This window comes from Reyranella sp. CPCC 100927, from assembly GCF_007859315.1.
Classification (GTDB): domain Bacteria; phylum Pseudomonadota; class Alphaproteobacteria; order Reyranellales; family Reyranellaceae; genus Vineibacter.
This window is the reverse complement of record NZ_VOHA01000003.1, coordinates 494,749-512,247: the sequence shown is the minus strand read 5'-3', so window position 1 is coordinate 512,247 and position 17,499 is coordinate 494,749. Positions and strand designations below refer to the sequence as shown.

The 17,499-nt window shown below is 65.6% G+C and carries 9 protein-coding genes; 3 read left to right on the top strand and 6 right to left on the bottom strand.

The window, feature by feature from the left end; all coding sequences use genetic code 11:
* Positions 1-33: 33 nt before the first annotated feature.
* Entirely contained in the window at positions 34-1,254 is a 1,221-nt protein-coding gene (locus FQU96_RS11765) for an amino acid ABC transporter substrate-binding protein (RefSeq protein WP_146541347.1), read from the bottom strand.
* A gap of 126 nt (positions 1,255-1,380) precedes the next feature.
* Here FQU96_RS11765 and FQU96_RS11760 point away from each other — a divergent pair, with 126 nt between their 5' ends.
* Positions 1,381-2,079, top strand: coding sequence for a GntR family transcriptional regulator (locus tag FQU96_RS11760; RefSeq protein WP_178130458.1), 699 nt, complete (start codon positions 1,381-1,383; stop codon positions 2,077-2,079).
* A gap of 3 nt (positions 2,080-2,082) precedes the next feature.
* Here FQU96_RS11760 and FQU96_RS11755 read toward each other — a convergent pair whose 3' ends face one another.
* The 3 genes from FQU96_RS11755 to FQU96_RS11745 all read right to left on the bottom strand — a co-directional run bounded on the left by FQU96_RS11755 (position 2,083) and on the right by FQU96_RS11745 (position 6,167).
* Positions 2,083-2,871, bottom strand: coding sequence for a sterol desaturase family protein (locus tag FQU96_RS11755; protein ID WP_146541343.1), 789 nt, complete (start codon positions 2,869-2,871; stop codon positions 2,083-2,085).
* 32 nt (positions 2,872-2,903) lie between these two features.
* Positions 2,904-4,499, bottom strand: coding sequence for a B12-binding domain-containing radical SAM protein (locus tag FQU96_RS11750; RefSeq protein WP_370461364.1), 1,596 nt, complete (start codon positions 4,497-4,499; stop codon positions 2,904-2,906).
* A 156-nt stretch (positions 4,500-4,655) separates the two neighbouring features.
* Entirely contained in the window at positions 4,656-6,167 is a 1,512-nt protein-coding gene (locus FQU96_RS11745) for an LTA synthase family protein (RefSeq protein WP_146541339.1), read from the bottom strand.
* A gap of 186 nt (positions 6,168-6,353) precedes the next feature.
* Between FQU96_RS11745 and FQU96_RS11740 the strand changes: the two genes are divergently transcribed.
* Both FQU96_RS11740 and FQU96_RS11735 read left to right on the top strand, forming a co-directional pair.
* Entirely contained in the window at positions 6,354-7,628 is a 1,275-nt protein-coding gene (locus FQU96_RS11740; RefSeq protein WP_146541337.1) for a capsule biosynthesis protein, read from the top strand.
* A complete protein-coding gene (locus FQU96_RS11735) occupies positions 7,628-8,434 on the top strand; it encodes an SDR family oxidoreductase (protein ID WP_146541334.1) in 807 nt (268 codons plus the stop codon). Before FQU96_RS11740 ends, FQU96_RS11735 begins: the two co-directional genes overlap by 1 nt.
* On the opposite strand, the gene FQU96_RS11730 is transcribed toward FQU96_RS11735, so the two are convergent.
* Complete coding sequence (locus tag FQU96_RS11730; RefSeq protein ID WP_218574687.1) at positions 8,431-9,816, bottom strand: aminotransferase class I/II-fold pyridoxal phosphate-dependent enzyme; 1,386 nt, start codon at positions 9,814-9,816, stop codon at positions 8,431-8,433. The genes FQU96_RS11735 and FQU96_RS11730 overlap by 4 nt on opposite strands.
* Positions 9,813-17,426 (bottom strand): type I polyketide synthase, encoded by a 7,614-nt coding sequence (locus FQU96_RS11725; protein WP_146541332.1) that lies wholly within the window; start codon positions 17,424-17,426, stop codon positions 9,813-9,815. The genes FQU96_RS11730 and FQU96_RS11725 overlap by 4 nt, the downstream gene beginning before the upstream one ends.
* Positions 17,427-17,499: the final 73 nt, after the last annotated feature.

Here is a 17,499-nt window from a genome sequence, read left to right as displayed (position 1 = left end):
GCCGTCGCACTACCGTTTGAGACCGCATCGCTGCTACGGCGCGATCAGCTTGACCCCGGGCGGTGCGAACTGGGTCGGCCAGACCACGACCCATTTCTTGTTCTGCACCTGCCGTACCATCTGCCCCGGCTCGCCGTGGTTGAAGGCGCCGTCGAAACGCTGCTTGCCAAAAACCGTATCGGCGCCGTTCTTCTTCAGCCATTGCGCCAGGACCTTGTCGTCGAGGCTCTTGGCACCGTTGACGGCCTGCTCCAACAGCTGCCACTGCGAATACATGCCGGCGCCCTGCGCATCCAGCTCGGCATAGGGCACGTTCGCCTTGGTCGCGCGCTCCTTGTACATCGCGGCGAGCTGCGGGACGTCGGCGCGGTCGGTGAACGGCGGCGCCGGCTCCAGGAACGTCGAGCTCAGCGCCAGATCGCCGTCTGGCGACAAGGCCAGCGGCCCTGGCGCGGGATAAAGGTGGAAGTGGCGCTTGGGCGTGTAGTCGAGCTTCTTCATTGCCTCCAGCAGCAGGTTGCTATCCAGGCCCAGCGCGCCCAGCCACAGGAAGTCGGCGTTGGCATCCTTGACCCGGGCCGCGATGGCACCGAAGTCGCGGGTGCCGAATTCGTATTCGAGGTAGAGCGCCACATTCAGGCCGCGCTCCTTCGCAACATCGCGCGTGCCCTCAGCCATGAACTGCGCCGATGGGAACTTGCTGGTCAGGATGGCGATGCTCTTGGGCGGCGTCGGCGTGCCGGCCATCGCGTCCAGAACGACCTTGGGATAGCTCTTGTTCGGCTCGGGACCGAACGGCGTGGCCGGAAATGCCATCTCGTAGGTCAGGTGCTTGGGAATGCCCATGCTGCTCTGCAGGAAGAGCTTCTGGTAGCGCTGCGCCACCCCCATGGCCGACAGGATCGGCGCCGTGGCATAGGGGCCGGTGATCAGCTCGACCTTGTCGACCGTGATCAGCTTTTCATACAGGCTGCGGGTGACCTCGGGCTTCGATTGATCGTCGAGCAACACCCATTCCACCGGCCGCCCCAGCAGGCCGTTGCGGCTGTTGATCAGCTCGACGGCGATTTCGCCCGCGATCTTGTGGACGATCCCGGTCTGCGCCAGCGGTCCGGTCAGCGACAGCGTGCTGCCGACCCGGACCGGCTGCCCCGAGGGCGCGGCACGCCCGGCACTGGCGAGACCTGCCGATAGCGCGCCGGCCATGCCGGCCAACACATGGCGACGCCGCCACGGCCGCGTGATCCTGGTCATCGTTTCCCCCTAAGGCTTGTCTTGCTCGTTCTGTCGCATGGTGCAGCGTTGTTTTCGATTTGTAAATCGAAAATCGATATTCTAAAATAAAATCGAACATGGCGTTGCATGGATTGGAATCAGCCAGTGGCCCACACGCAGCACGCCAAGACCCTTGCGGAACAGGTTCATCACCGTATCCGCGCCGATATCCTGGCCGGACGGCTGCTGCCCGGTCAGCGGCTCAAGCTGGCATTGCTGTGCGAGGAGCACGGGGTCAGCCTCAGCATCGTGCGCGAGGCGCTGACCCGGCTGGCGGCGGAAAGGCTTGTCCGTGCCCAACCGCAGCAGGGTTTCGCCGTGGCTGCCCTATCGGCCGCCGAGCTGCGCGACCTTACCTTCGTACGCATCTCGATCGAGAGCGTGGCACTGCGGCGGTCGATCGACCTAGGTGGCGTCGAGTGGGAAGCCCGTTTGCTGGCCGCGCACCATCGGCTTGCCAACACACCGGTGCATACGACCGAAGAACCCAAACGATTGAGTGAAGCCTATACCGAGGCACACGCGCTCTTCCACGAGGCGCTGACGGCTGCCTGTGGCAGTCCCTGGCTTTGCGACCTGCAGCGCTCGCTGTACGACAACTCCGAGCTTTACCGGCGGCTCTCCTATCTGATCACGCCGCGGCGGCGCAACAAGGCGGCCGAGCATCGCCTGCTGATGGACGCCGCCTTGGCGCGCGACAGCGACCGCGCCGTCGCGCTGCTGACCGAGCACTATGAAAGCACGACGCACACCCTGATCGAGTCCGGCATCCTCGAACGGCAAGGCGTCGGCGACGCGGCCTGATCGCTATCCCTGCCTGACCTGACGGTCAGCGCTACCCGGCTCGAAGCTTGCCACCGTGGCATCGTAGCTCGGGTGCAATGAGCCCATCCAGCGGTCCCAGAACGAGAATGTGTGGGCGAAATTGTAGCGGAAATAGCCGTGATGCTGGTCGTGGAACACGGTACTGGCCAGCGGCCATGGCGACCGCCCCAGCGGCGAGGCGAAATGCTCGTAGCCGGCGTGGCCCAGCATGCCGCTGATCTGGTCATAGACCTTCTGTGCCACCAGCATCTGCCATGGAATCGGCAGCACGAACACGATGACGAAATAGTAGAGCTGGTTCAGCAGCGCCTCGACAACGGTCTCGTGGTGGTTCGTCCAGCACGTGGGCGCCACACTCTTATGGTGCAGCGCGTGAAACCGATACATCGGACGCCAGTGCAGCAGGCGATGCACCCAGTAGAACCAGGCATCGTAGAGAACGATCGAAATCCCCAGCAGCAGCGGGCTCGACCACCACGACAACGGCCACGGCGTCAGTCCCCAGCCCTGCCACTGGGCGAAGAGGCCGCCAGCGAAGCACAGCGACAAGGTCAGGATCGAGCCGGGAGCGTAGGCAAGCTCCTGCCACTTGCGCGAATTGACGCGATGCTTCTGCACCTTACGTTCGGGGTGCCGCGCATTCATGACCTCGAAAAAGAGGCCGGTGCCCAGCAGGATCGCGACGATCACCGCGATGACGACGCCGAACAGCACCAGGAAATCCAGCAGCCCTGCCCCTGGAGACATCGCACGCAATAGGCGCTCTACCATTGTCGCTGTCCGATCGCCGTTGTGGCTGCTCTCTACGCCACCTGCAGGCGTTCACGCCGAAGCGCCGCCAGCCAATCCGGCTGCCGCTCCCGCTCGATCCGCTGATCCAGCTCGGAGATCACGAACTGCGCGAACGTACCGAGATGCAGATAGACCACCATCATCATGACCACGTATTCCAGCGCCGCAGGATTTTGCCGCGCGCACTCGATGAACGTGCTCCAGAAATGCCGCCGCAGATCGGGGCGACGCACTGTCATGCGCCACATGACGCGCCCCAGGACCTTCAGGTCCTTCAATCGTCCTTTCAATGACCCCGGCCCCGTGCCGTGGTTTGGGCGCCGCAATTCCCGGCCGACGAAGCGGACGCGCGCGAAGAAGACGGCGGGATCATAGACGCGCTGCAGGACGGCCTTGTAGTCGGCCAGCACTTCATGCCGCGGCCGGCGCGTCATGAAGTTCAGTCCGGCGGTGCATTGATCGGCCTCGTCGGTCCAGACATCCGTCAATAGTCGCCCTTCCTTCTCCAGCCGACGGGTGAGCTGGGTATTGGGCAAGGCCGTCAGCAGGCCGACCATGCACCAGGGTATGCTGGTGGCCTCGATGCAATCAATCATGCCTTCGGCGACGTTGGCCTTCTCGGTATCGAAGCCCACGATGAAACCTGCCGTCACGAACATGCCGGCGTGGTAGATCCTGTGCACGCTCTCCGCGAGGCTGCGCCGGGTGTTCTGCTTCTTTTGGGCCGACACCAGCGTATCGGTGTCGGGACTCTCGATGCCGACGAAGACCAGAAAGAAGTTTGCGTCGCGCATCATCTGCAGAAGCTGCGCATCGTCGGCCAAGTTGATCGATGCCTCGGTCGAGAACTTGAAAGGATAGCCGCGTTCGCGCTGCCAGTCGCGCAGGGCTGGCAGGAAAATCTTCAGCGCCTTCTTGTTGCCGATGAGGTTGTCGTCGACGAAGTCGACATGGCCGCGGTAACCGGTCTGGTAGAGTGCATCGAGCTCGGCGAGCATTTGCGCGTTGGTCTTTGACCGCGGTACCCGGCCGTAGAGCTCGATGATGTCGCAGAACTCGCAGTTGAACGGACAGCCGCGCGAGAATTGCACGCCGATATAAAGATAGTGCTCAGGCTTGAGCAAATCGAAACGGGGGATCGGGCTCTTGGTGACATCGACCTTGAACTTCTCGGCCTGGAACCGACCTTCCCTGGCACCGCCACTCCACGCCTCGATGAATTTGTCGATGATACCCTCGGCTTCTCCCAGAACGAGAAAGTTGGCCCGCTCGTAGATCTCCGGCACCGACGTCGCATCCGGACCGCCGACCGCCACGGGCTTGCCACGCTGGCGGCACATATCGATGAGCACCAACGTATCCGGTCGCTGCGGCAGCATCCCGCCGGTCATCACCATGTCGGCCCATTCGAAATCGGCCGGCGTCAGTTCTTCGGCATTGCGATTCACCAGCCGGATATTCCACGTCGTCGGCAGCAATGCGGCGAGCGTAATCAGTCCCAGCGGTGGCGCCGGACAGCGCGCGCCCCAGAGGTCGCAGGCGGCCTGGAGGCTCCAGAACGAGTTGGGGTTGAAGCGCGGAAACACCATGAGGACGTTCGGTGCCATCATTCCAGTCCCTGTGGCGCCGACGCATGGCGCGTGGTGAGCGAACTTCCTCTCGTCGGCCTGCCCTCAGCCGACCCGGCTTGTACGATCATTGTACGGGCTTTCGTGGACGCTGAACACCTGCGGCATGCGTTGCGGTGTGGTGAAACAAGCCGCTCAGGCTGAATTTTCCTCACGCGTGCGAACCACTCTGTCCAGTGCCGCCAGGACCATGTCAGCCATCTCGTGCAGGGCGCAGTCCTGCTGGTCACCCCGGAGCCAGGCGCCATGGCGCAGGCCCATGACGAAAAAATCGGTCCGCGGGTCGGGAAAGGGATCCGCCAGCGCCGGCATGGTCGGCACGTGATCACCATAGAAAGCGAAGACCGCCGGCCGTCCCAGCTGCTCGAGCCCGGCAACGATGCGAGCGATCATCCGATCGGCATTACGCAGGTGGTGAACGTACTGGTCGACGGGCGAGTCGATGCCCGGCAATCGGCCCTTGTTCCATGGATTGTGGTTCTCCATGGTGGCGATCATGCTGAAGAAAGGCCGCGGCTCGGCCGCCGCCATCGCCAGCACCCGCTCGGCCAGCGCGATGTCAGGCACATAGTAGCCATCGCGCGGCACACCGTCGAAGTCCGTCTCCCCCAGCAGCTGGTCGAACCCCAGCTGCGGCAACGCGCGGCGGCGGTTGAAAAAGTCCAGGTCGAACGGGTGAACGAACACGGTCGAGAAACCGGCCTCGCGCAGATGGTGCGCCAGCGTCCGCGGCGGGTGTCGCAAACGCAGGTACGGGTGCAACGCATCCAGCCCGAAAGAGCCGAGCGGATGACCGGCCAGAAAAGCGAACTCCGACCGCAGCGTCCACGCACCCTGGACCGGCACTTTGACCCGCCCATGAACCACGGCGTGGTCCCGGGCATTCTGAAGCCCTGGCAGGTCCACGTCATGCAGGCCCGCTGCCCGCAGATCCACGAAGGACTCCGACTGCACCGCGATCACGATCGGCGACGGCTGCGGTGGCCGCGCATTCGCTGCGGAGACAACGGAAGGCCATGAGCGTGCGCTGTTCAACGACTGTCGCCATCCGATCAAACCGGCCGCAAGCGATGCCACAAGCCCGAGTTCTCTCACATGGCGCGTCGAATCTGCCGGGATCATGCGGCGATGGACGGCCATGGTGAACCAGGACGGCAGCGGTCCGCGGGCGATCCAGCCGATGATGGCGGCCAGAACGACGGCTCCCGGAACAGCCCAATTCCAGAAGCGGCCTTCCGGCAGAATTGACGGCTCCACGAGGCCGCACCAGAGGGCAATAATTCCCAACAGCACGGCGATGCCGACGTAGAAGAGCGGATGTGTCAGGAAGTCGGCCTGATATAGCCGGGGATGGCGCAGGATCTGGGGGATCAGCGCAAAATCCACGAAGTTGAGCGGCTCCTGGACGTTGCGGAACTTGTAGTTCGAGATCAGCACCACGATCCCGAACGTGATGAGCGCCGCGTGGGCTGAGAAGATCGGGCGCCAGGACGCCGCGAACCACACCGCATAGAGCAGCGTCAGGGTGAGCGCTGCCGTCAGGATGGCCCAGACCGGACGGCCGAAGAAGCGGCCGCGCGGCACAGCCAACGCGTCCACGAACAGAGCTACAAGCAGGTAGAGGACGAAATATGCGGCAAACAGCAAGGGTGGCTGCCTCCGGCGGCCGCGGTGACCCGGTACGGCACCCGCGTACCGCCAGCGGGACGCATAGAGTCACAGGATGACGGCCGACGCAACCCCGAGGTGCGGGCATACAGTGACAAATCGCCTCGGAGCCGCTAAGAGCGGACGCCATCTGCGGGGATACTCGGGGAAGTCCAGAGAGAGGTCATGGTTCAGCAAAGCGCCGGTCAGCAAGAGCGCAAGACACCGTTGCACGTACTCTTCCTGCAGGGGCCAACATCGTTCTACATGGAGCAGGTTGCGCGGCAGCTGATCGCCCGCGGGCATCGCGCATCGCGCATCAACCTCCATTTCGGGGACCGGTTTTTCTGGCGCCTGCCGGCGACGAACTACCGCGGGTCGCTCGAGGATTGGCGGGCCTTTATTGCCCGTTTTCTCGATGCCAATCCCATCACGCATCTCTTCCTGCTGGGCGATCGCCGCCCCTACCATCGCATCGCCATCGAGGAAGCCCGCCGGCGCGGCGCCGAAATCATCTGCTCGGAACTCGGCTACCTGCGCCCCGACTGGCTGGTGCTCGAGCGCGATGGCATGAGCACCTATTCGCGCATGCCGCGCGAGCCCGACACGATCCGCACCCTGGCGCAACGCTTCGATCCGCCGGATCCCACGATCCGCTGTACGACGCCCTTCTGGCGACTGGCCGTAACGGACATCGTCTACACCATCGGCGAGGTCTTCTTCCGGCTGCACCATCCCCACTACAAGCGTCACGCCATCTATCATCCGTTTGCCGAATATGCCGGCTGGATCCGACGATGGTTTCTGTCGTCGTTCGAGAAGCGGCGTACGGCGCAAGCCCTGGCGACGCTCAGCGCGACGCCAGCCCCCACATTCGTCTTCCCACTGCAACTGTCGACCGATTTTCAGATCCGCGATCACTCGCCCTATCCGGACATGCCGTCGGCGGCGGACGAAATCATCACCTCCTTCGCAGCCCACGCACCGGCTGCCGCGCGCCTGGTGGTCAAGGTCCATCCCCTGGACAGCGGACTCACCGCATGGCGCGAGGTCATCACGACGATGGCCGAACGTCATGGCGTTGGCGATCGGGTATTCTACGTGGACGGTGGTGACATCGGGCAGATGTTGCACGGCGCCGAGGGATGCGTCCTGGTGAACAGCACCGTGGGTCTGTTCGCATTGCAACAGGGTTGCCCCCTCAAGGTCATGGGCAACGCGATCTTCGATGTGCCGGGCATGACCTTCCAGGGCCCCCTGGATACCTTCTGGTCGAAATCGACACCGCCCGATATGGATCTGGTCCGCGACTTCGTGCGCCTGCTGGCCGGCGCGCTCCACATACGCGGTGGCTACTACACCAAAGAAGCGCTTGCCTTGGCCGTCCCGGCGACCGTGCAGCGGCTGGAGGAAGGCCTGCCCTGGTTGCCGCCCCGCAACACCGATTCCGCGGCGCGCTGATGAGCCGCACCGTCGTGATCACCGGTGCATCCAGCGGTATCGGCCGCGCGCTGGCCCTGAACTACGCCGGCAAGGATACGACACTGGGTCTTCTGGGCCGCGATGTCGCCCGGCTCGACGCCATTGCGCAAGCGTGCCGCGAGCGCGGTGCAACGGTGGAAACCGCAGCGATCGACGGACGTGATGCCGACGCGACAACGGCGTGGCTGCAGGCCTTCGACAGCCGCCATCCCGTCGACCTCCTGATCGCCAATGCCGGCATCCTGTCCGGCATCGAGCCGCAAAGCCGCACGGAGCCAGTGGCCGCGGCACTGCGGGTCGTCGATGTGAACCTCAAGGGCACGATGATCGCCGTTGCGGCCCTGATCGATCGCATGCAGGCGCGTCGTCGCGGCCATCTGGCATTGATCAGCTCACTGGCTGGCCTGGCGCCGCAACCAGACCTGCCCTCCTACAGCGCCAGCAAGGCCGCGCTGGTCTCCTATGGGACAGCCCTGCGGATTCGCCTGCGATCGCGCGGGATCGCCATCAGCGTGGTGTGCCCGGGCTATGTCGAAACGCCGATGGCGGACCAGCAGCGCAGCGCCAAGCCCTTCTCCTGGCCCGCCGACAAGGCAGCCGATTACATTCGTCGCCGTCTGGATAGACGCAGTCGCCTGATTGCTTTCCCGTGGCAACTGGTGTTCGGCATCCGCCTGCTGGCGCTGCTGCCCGTGACCCTGCAGGATTGGATCCTGAGTGGCTTTCGTGCCGACGTGGCGCCCAGCGAAAGCGCCCAGCGTCAGGACTCGGACAGTTCGTCCTAACTGCCGACCTGGGCCAACCCCATGGCCAGCGGCGCTTCCTTGCGCAGGCGCGACAGTTCACGCGCTGTCAGGTCAACCGCCGTTTCGATCTGCTGTGCGGTGTGGCGCGCCGTGATGAAAAACCGCAAGCGTCCCTGCTTCTCGCCGACGGCCGGGAAAATGATCGGCACCACATAGAGCCCTAGTTGCAGCAGCCGGTTGGCCAGCAGCACGGTGGTCAGTGTGTCGCCGGTCATGACCGAGACCACCGACGCGCCGATGCTCATTCCAACATCAAGGCCGGCGGCGCGCGCCCGCTGCAGGAACAGCGCGCCGTTGGCGCGCAGCGCGGCCACCCGTCCCGGCTCCTGTTCGAGGATCTGCAAAGCCGCCAGTGCCGCCGCCGCCATGGCAGGCGGCATGCCGACGCTATACAGGAAGCCCGGGGCCTGCAGCTTGAGATACTCGATCAGCGGCCGGCTGCCCGCGATGTAACCGCCCGTCGACGCAAACGCCTTGCTGAGCGTGCCCATCCAGATCTCGACTTCCGTCGGATCGATGTCCTGTTCCTCGGCGATGCCTCTGCCATGCTCGCCCAGGACGCCGTCCGAGTGCGCCTCGTCAACCATCAACCATGCATCATGGCGGCGCTTGATCGGCAACAGGCGGCGCATGTCGGGGATATCGCCGTCCATGCTGTAGAGACCTTCGACCACGATCATCGCCCGACGATGCCGCGGCCTGTGCTCACGCAACAGAATCTCGAGGGCATCCAGATCGTTGTGCGGGAACACGACAACCGTCGCCCCTGAGAGCTTGGCGCCCTCCAGGATGCTGTTATGCGACAAGGCGTCGGCGATGATGAGATCTTTCTTGTTCAGCAGGCACCCGATCACCGTGACGTTGGTGGCATGCCCGCTAACGAAGCACAGCGCATCCTCGGTGCCATGCAGCTTGGCCAGCGCCGCTTCCAGTTCGCGGTAGATCGGACGTTCGCCGGCTGTCGGGCGACTGGCGCCCACCGACGTGCCATAGCGGTCAATGGCCTCCTTGGCCGCCGCAACAACCCGGCGATCGCCATTGAGTGCCAGGTAGTCGTAAGTCGAGAAGTTGACTGCGTGACGACCGTCGACGACCGTTGTGTCGGCCGCCCGCCCTTCATGCATGCGAAAGAGCGGCACCTCGATCTTCAGCATATCGGCAGCCGCGCGCTGCACGCGCAACGCCTGGTATTCCGGCAATGCGGCGAAATCCGCAGCGCGCCGCCCCGCCGCCAGCGGCGACGTACGCCGCGGCGCGGCTTTCTCTGCCGCCGGTGCGGCTGATGTCGTCCGCAGTCTGTCGAGCAGCTTATCTGCGACAGCCCGTTTCGATAGTGAGGTCGGTGCGGCGCCGTCGTTCACAAAACACCATCCACGCTCTTGGCACGCTGCGCAACAGCAGCTGCTGCTGCGGCGATCTCGGCATCCGAGGCCATGTCAGGGACGCTGACGTGGCCCTGCGTCAATGCCGACATCTGGCCCGACATTAGCGCTTTCTCCTGATTGCGCAACATCGAAGCCAGCCGCTTGCTGATGTCGATTACGGTCAAGCTGCTGGTTAGCGACATGAGGGGAATCTCGATTCCCATCGTCTCCTCGACCGCGGTCCGCAGCTCCAGCATCATCAGCGAGTCCATGCCGAACTCCGACAAGGCCCGGTTGCGGTCGACATCCGCCGTCGGCAACCGCAGTGTGCGCGTGATGTTGGAGACGACGATGTCAGCCAGTTTGTCCTGCACCTCGGATTCAGGCAGCTCGCGCAGCATGCGCAATAGTTCTTCGGCGGCCATGGACGTGCCGTCGGCGGCGGCATCCTTCAGATGCAGATCCTCGAAGAGTGGCGTACGCGCAAGCACCAGTTCCTTGCGCGCTAAAGACCAGTCGATGCGCGCATAACCCAGTGCGGCGCCAGCGACGTCGCGACCATCGCGTGCCAGCAGCAGGTCGAGGCCGGCCAGTGCCTCCATCGCCGCGAGCGCACTGCCGCCCAGCCGCTGAGCCAGTGCGCGGTTGACGTTGGCATTGCGCGCCAGATAGCCGACATCGCCGATGGCACCCCATGATACGGCCAGCGCCGGCAGACCTTCGGCGCGACGCCGTTGCGCCAGTCCCTCGAGGAAGGCGTTGGCGGCGACATAGTTGGTCTGGCCAGGATTACCGATCAGGATCGTCGCCGATGAGAACAACACGAAGCAGTCGAGATCGAAACGGCGTGTGAGCTGGTCCAGGTTGTGTGCCCCGGCGACCTTAGGCCGCAGCACGGCGTCCATGCGCGACCGATCGAGGTCCTTGCCCAGCGCATCGTCGATGACCATCGCCGTATGGAAGACGCCCTTGAGTGGGGTCTTGTCACCCTCAAGGCTGACCAGATAGCGCTCCAGTGCAGTCCGATCGGTAACGTCAACGGCAACAAGATCGACGCGAACGCCCTTCTCCTTGAGATCCGCGATCACGGCCGTTGCATCGGCACTCGGCTTGGCCGAACGCCCCATCAACGCGAGATGTCGGGCGCCTTTGGCGGCGAGCCACTGCGCGGTCGCGAGACCGAAGCCACCCAGTCCACCGACGATCAGGTAGCGTCCCTTCGGCTCGACCCTGAACGGACGGGCGATGGCCTCCCGCTGCGGCACGATTTTCGGCGGCTGGACGAGGACCTTGCCAATGTGACCCGACCGCTGCATCAGGCGGAACGCCTTGGCCGCGTCATCCGCCTCGAAGATGCGATATGGCAACGGCACCAGCTCGCCGCTGGCGAACAACGCCATCAGCTCGCCGAACAGCCGTTCGACGACAGCACGGTTGTGGCTGAGCAGCTGATCGGCGTCGATGCCGAAATACGAGAGGTTGTTGCGAAACGGCCGCAGCCCGAGATGGCGATTGGTGTAGTAGTCGCGCTTGCCCAACTCGAGGAAGCGGCCGAACGGCTTGAGGCAGTCGACCGACCGCTCCATCGCCTCGGCGGCCAGCGAGTTGAGGACCACATCGACGCCGACGCCGCCAGTGATCCGGCGAACATCGTCGACAAAGGCCAGGCTGCGCGAGTCCAGGACATGATCGGCCCCCAGCTCGCGCAGCAGCGTGCGGCGGTCGGGCGATCCGGCCGTGGCGATGACTTTGGCGCCACGCAGCTTGGCGATCTGCAGTGCCGCCAGACCGACACCGCCGGCGCCGCCATGCACGAGCACGGTCTCTCCTGTTTCCAGGCGCGCCAGATGCACCATGGCATAGTACGCCGTCAGGAAGGCAACTGGCAGGGTCGCCGCCGCCTCCGCCGAAATCCCATCCGGGATTCGGGCCACAGTGTGGGTGGCGACCGTGACGTGACTGGCGAACGCGTCGGCGGCAAACGCCACGACGCGATCACCGGCCTTGAGATGGGTTACCGCCGACCCCACGGCGGTGACGACACCGGCGCACTCCATGCCGATGGTCGGTCCGGTGAAACCGTTCTCCAGCGCCTCGTCCGGCAACAGGCCGAGGCTCCACATCACGTCGCGGAAATTGAGGCCGGTCGCCGACACCGCGATCTCGACCTCGCCCGCCGCCGGCGCACGACGCGATACCGTTCGCCAGACGAAGCCATCGGACTGCCCGGAACGATCAATCACGAGGCGCAGCGCAGATTCCGTCCCGGCCGGAACGGCATCCTGCTCGGGCAGCACGCCGCCGCGCAGCACGCGCAGCGCCATACGCCCTTGCGCATTCAGCCGCACTTCGCGTTCGACCGTGATGTGGGAGATCGCATCCGAGACTCGTGTCGCGGCGATGTCCGTGGCGAGCGACGGATCCACGTCGAGGCAGCGCACCTCGACGCCCGGGAACTCGTTCTGCAGCACGCGCGCAGCAGCCCACAATCCGGTCTGGGTGGGATTGGGCGCTGTGCCGTCGACGATGCCGCTCACGGCGCCGGTGCACACGATCCACAGGCGCACGCTGCCGGCACTCTCCACTGCCTGCGCCAGGTTGATCATCGCGATCGAACGGCGTGACAGCGCCACCACCGGCTCCGCCGCCGGCGTTCGATCCGCGGCGACGAAAATGATATCGGTGATCGCGCTGTCGGCGCCAAGGTCGGCGATCGCACCGGCGGCCGCCTCCGACTCGCGCAGATCGATCACACGCACGCGGCGCGTGCCGCGCGCAAGATGCGTGCCTTCGCTGGAACGCAGCGGCACGACACGGCCGGTACCAGCCAGTCGCGACTGCAGCAGGTCGGCCAGCACATGGCTGTCGGCCGTGGCATCGGCGACCACGATCATCGAGCGGGCACCGACATCGCGCGGCGCGTCCAGGGCGCCGCTGCGGCCCGTGGCAACGCCACTCACCAGCAGGCCCGCCGCCGCCTCGCCACCCAGCGCCTGGACGGTCACCGCCTTGAGGCCTGCCGATTCGAGCGCCTGCTGCCAATCACGCTCGGCCAGGATCGCGCCGACCGGGAAATCGGGATTGACCGATCCCACCCACCAGGCCGACCGCTGTCCATGAACGACGTCGGCAAAGAAGCTGGGTGATGGTTCGGCCGCGATCAGGGCACCGCCGCGACGGATCGCCTGCGCCAGGAAATCGAGCTTGCCGGGCGCCACGGCGATGTGGTGCAGCGCGCCGGCGCACAGCATGAGATCGTACCCACCGCCAGCAGCGTCCAGCGCCTCGTCCCACTCCATGACATGGATCTGCGCCGCCGCCGCATCGGACAAGCCGAGCTGCGCCGTCTTCAGGCGATCAGCGTCCATGTCGGTGGCCACGATCCGCCCATGCAGCGCCGCAACGGCGGGCGCCAGCCTGACCGCCAGCGGCAGGTTGGTGGCTCCCACGACCAGCACGCGCAGCGGACTGGCCGCTGGCCAGCGGGCGAGCAGATCACTCGCCGTGCGCTGCACGACGTGAGCCAGCCTCACGATCGCGGGCGAACCGCTCTCGAGATGCTCAAGGACCGCCTGTCCGTAGCCGCCGGCACCGTCAATACCGTCGCGCAGCAGCCGGGGCAGGATTTCCGGCAACCGGGCGAGGCACGTCGCTTCGGCGATCCATGCCGGATATCGGCTCATCAGGATGTTGACGAGTTCGGATATCGCCGGAAAGTCCGGCGCATCGCTCAGCGTCCAGCCGCCGTCACTCTCCGATGCGAGTCCGGCGTCGGAGAGTTCCGTCAGCATCCGCGCCATCAGCGGCCACGACGCCATCGAGACCTGGCCGCTGGCCACCAGCTCCGGAACCACCGCGGCGTTGGTCCCGATCACCTCCTTGAGTGCCAGATAGGCGGCGGCGCGGGCGCCGACCTCCAGCACGAGCGACACGTCGCGCGCCGCTTCAACGTCGTTCACGCTGCGCGCGGTGTCGGCCAGGGCCGCCGCCGGACCGCCGGCATGGACATGCGCTGCCGCTGAGGGTTGCGCCCGCTCGTGCAGGCGCACGAAACCGGTCCGATAGGCGAGGCTATCGGGCATCTCACGCACGGCGCGTGGCGCCGTACGAAAACGCACCTGCGATGCCTGCACGACGACATTGCCGGCGGCATCGAACAGCATGAAGTCAGCGACCCGCGAGCGGGCTGTCGCCAGCGTAATGCGGCAGCGACCGGTCGCAATCGGTGCGCCGGGCCGGAAGACGCGCAGCGACCCCACGCGCACCGGCAGGAAGCGTGCGTCGGGCGCCAGGTCGGCGTCCATCTCTGCCAACGCGAACGAAACGTGGAAGGCCGAATCGAGGATCGTAGGATCCACGAGCAGATTTTCGGCAATCGGCCGGGCCGCGACGAATGTCCCACGCGCCCGGCGATCGTCGACGACGTCGATCGAATCGACCTTGCGGAAAGCCGGCCCGTACATGAGGCCCCGGCGTCGTGCCAACGCATAGAGACGGTCGGCGTCGAACACGTCGCACGCCGGATCCGACAGCGGATCGGCAACCACGTCGCTCACCGGCGCCTGGGCGATGGTGGCCTTCACGTGCAGCGACCAGTCGTCCTCGCCCGGCCGCGGCCGCGAGCGGATTTCCAGCACGCCGGTGTCGTGTGACACGCGGGTCATCACCTCGAAGGAGCGCTCGGAATCGAACACCAGCGGCTGCAGGATCTCGAGGTCACGAACCTCCAGCGCTTCCTGGTCGAACGTCTCGCGCGCGGCGGCCAGCGCCATTTCGATGAACCCGGCAGCCGGGAACACAGCCGCGTCTTCGACGCGGTGATCGTCGAGCCATGGGAAGAGCCCAGGATCGATCGCCGTGTACCATTCATGTGACTGCGCGCGCACGCTGGATCCCAGCAGTGGATGCGGCAGCGCGGCATAGGTGCGGAAGGCCTCGCCGGTGTCGGGGAATCCGATCTGGCGGCGCTGCCAGGCGTAGTTCGGCAGTTCGGCCGTCGGTTGCACGCGCGGGCCCACGAAGCAATCAAGATCGACACGGCCACCGACCACCAATGTGCGCGCTACCGTGGCCTGGATCTCGTCGGCCTGTTCCTTGCCGTCGCGGCCCAGCGTATCGATCACCGCGCCGTCGATGCTCTGGCGGCGCAACGAGTCGTTCAGATAGCCGCCCAACACCTGCCGCGCGCTGACCTCGACCAGGATGCGCACGCCGCGCTGGCCGACACTGCGCAGGCCGGCTTCGAACGCCACCGGCCGCCGTACATTGCGCCACCAGTAGTCGGCGTTGAGGGTTGTACCGTCGATCTCCTCGCCGGTCACTGTCGAGATCAGCGGAATGCGTGTGGCCGACGGCTTGATGGTGGCCAGTTCCTCCAGCAGGCGATCGCGAATCGGATCGACCAGGGCACAGTGGAACGGATAGTCGAGGTCCAACCGCTTGACGCCCCAGCGCTCCTGCTCGGCGTACTTGATGAACGCCTCGAGCGCCGCATTCGGACCAGCCACCGTCACGCTGCGGGCGCTGTTGATGGCGGCGGTCTCCAGTCCGTCGAATGTCTGGCGCTCCAGCAGCGCCTGCATCTCGGTCGCCGAGACCAGGACGGCGGCCATGCCGCCCTGGTACCGCGTGATCTCCTGCAACTGGCTGCGCGCCAGCACGACGCGGATGGCACCCTCGAGATCGAGGCTGCCGGCGCACCAGGCGGCACCGATCTCGCCGACGCTGTGTCCGATGGCCACCGACGGCTTCAATCCGTGCGCCGCCAGCGCCTCGACGGTCGCGACCTGCAGCGCCAGGATCAGCGGCTGCGCGCGGCTGGCGCGGCGGATGTCGACCGCAAGCTCCGACGACTGCAGGGCCTCGACCGCCGACCAGCCGGCCATGTCCTTGAACCGTGCATCGAAGGCCCTCAGCGCATCGCGAAAGGCGGCATTGCTCTGGTAGGCGGCCAGCCCCATGCCGGCCCATTGCGTACCGTTGCCGGCAAAGACGAAGCCGACATCCAGGTCGCTGCCCAATGCCTTGCCGCGCCAAACGGCCGGTACGGCTTCGCCGTTGACGTGCGCGCTCAACGCGGCGCGCGGATCGCCGCCGGCAACAACCATGCGCTCGGGCAACAGGTCGCGCGTATGCGCTGCCGCATTGGCGACGGCATGGGCTTCGGCACGGTTGCCCTTGGGCAGGCGCGTTGCGTAACGATCGGCCAGCGCCTTGAGCGCATCGGCGCCGTAGGCCGACAGGATCAACGGCGTCGGCGCCGCGCCGTTCGCCTTGGCCTTCTCCGCCGCCTTGCGGTCGGCCTCGCGCAGCACGACGTGCGCGTTGGCACCGCCGAAGCCGAAGGAGTTGATGCCGGCGTGGCGCAGTCCCTTGCCCTTCGCCAACGGTGTAGGCTGGGCCGCGACCTGAAGATTCAGCTCCGCGAAACGGATATCCGGATTGGGTTCGTTGAAATGCAACGACGGCGGCAGCACGCCTTCGTTCAGCGCCATGATCGACTTGATCACGCCGGCCAGACCGGAGCCTGGCTCGAGGTGGCCGATATTGGTCTTCACCGAGCCGATCGGCAGGGGCGCCGATCGCTTCTGCCCGAGGATCGTGCCCAGCGCTTCCGCTTCGGCCGGATCGCCCACCCGCGTGCCGGTGCCATGCGCCTCGATGAAGGCGATGTCGTCGGCGGCGATATTGCTCTCGCTGTAGACCTGGTCGAGCAGCGCCGCCTGGGCGTCGGACGACGGCAGGGACAGGCCCGTCGTGCGGCCATCCTGGTTGATGCCCGAGCCAACGACCATGGCGTGGACGCGATCGCCGTTGCGCTCGGCCGCATCGGCCGCGCGCAGCACCAGCGCCAATGCACCTTCGGCCCGCACGTAGCCGTCGCCCGACGCATCGAATGCCTTGCACAGGCCCGATGGCGACAGCATCGAGGCGCGCGCGAAACCGACGAACGAGAACGGCGACAGCAGCAAGTTGACGCCACCCACGATGGCCGTGTCGATCTTGCCATCGCGGATCGCATCGAGCGCCACGTGCATGGCGACCAGCGACGAGGAGCACGCGGTGTCGACCGTGAAGCTGGGGCCGCGCAGGTCGAAAACGTAGGACAGGCGGTTGGAGATGATGCTCAGCGTGTTGCCGGTCATCATGTGCACGTCGACCGCGCTGGGGTCGAACATGAAGCGGGTCGCGTAGTCGGATGACGACGCCCCGACATAAACGCCGGTGCGGCTGCCGGCCAGCTGTGAGGGCCGCAGCCCGGCATGCTCGACCGCCTCGTAGACGACCTGCAGCAGATGCCGCTGCTGCGGGTCCATCTGCGCCGCCTCGCGCGGGCTGATGCCGAATACCGCCGGGTCGAACGACCAGACGTCGTCAAGCACGCCGGCGGCAAAAGTGTAGGTGCGCCCCGGAATGTCGGCGCTGGCCTTGGGATGGTAGAACGTGTCGAGCGGAAAGCGATCGGCCGGTACGCGCGTGACAGCACACCGCCCTTCCGACAACAGCCGCCAGAAGGCTTGACGATCGGACGCTCCGGGAACCCGTAGCGCGTAACCAATGACAGCAACCTGGCGTTGCTTCGACGTGCGATCTGTTTTTTTTCTCACGATCGCTCCAAATCTGTCGGCGCCATTCGAAGTCCGCTATCAGGCGCCCCCGCGATGGATGCAGTTTTAAGAA

Bases quoted from the DNA above. Each gene is read 5' to 3' on its own strand.
- FQU96_RS11765 (WP_146541347.1), bottom strand. From the start codon at position 1,254: ATGACCAGGATCACGCGGCCGTGGCGGCGTCGCCATGTGTTGGCCGGC.
- FQU96_RS11755 (WP_146541343.1), bottom strand. From the start codon at position 2,871: ATGGTAGAGCGCCTATTGCGTGCGATGTCTCCAGGGGCAGGGCTGCTG.
- FQU96_RS11750 (WP_370461364.1), bottom strand. From the start codon at position 4,499: ATGGCACCGAACGTCCTCATGGTGTTTCCGCGCTTCAACCCCAACTCG.
- FQU96_RS11740 (WP_146541337.1), top strand. From the start codon at position 6,354: ATGGTTCAGCAAAGCGCCGGTCAGCAAGAGCGCAAGACACCGTTGCAC.
- FQU96_RS11735 (WP_146541334.1), top strand. From the start codon at position 7,628: ATGAGCCGCACCGTCGTGATCACCGGTGCATCCAGCGGTATCGGCCGC.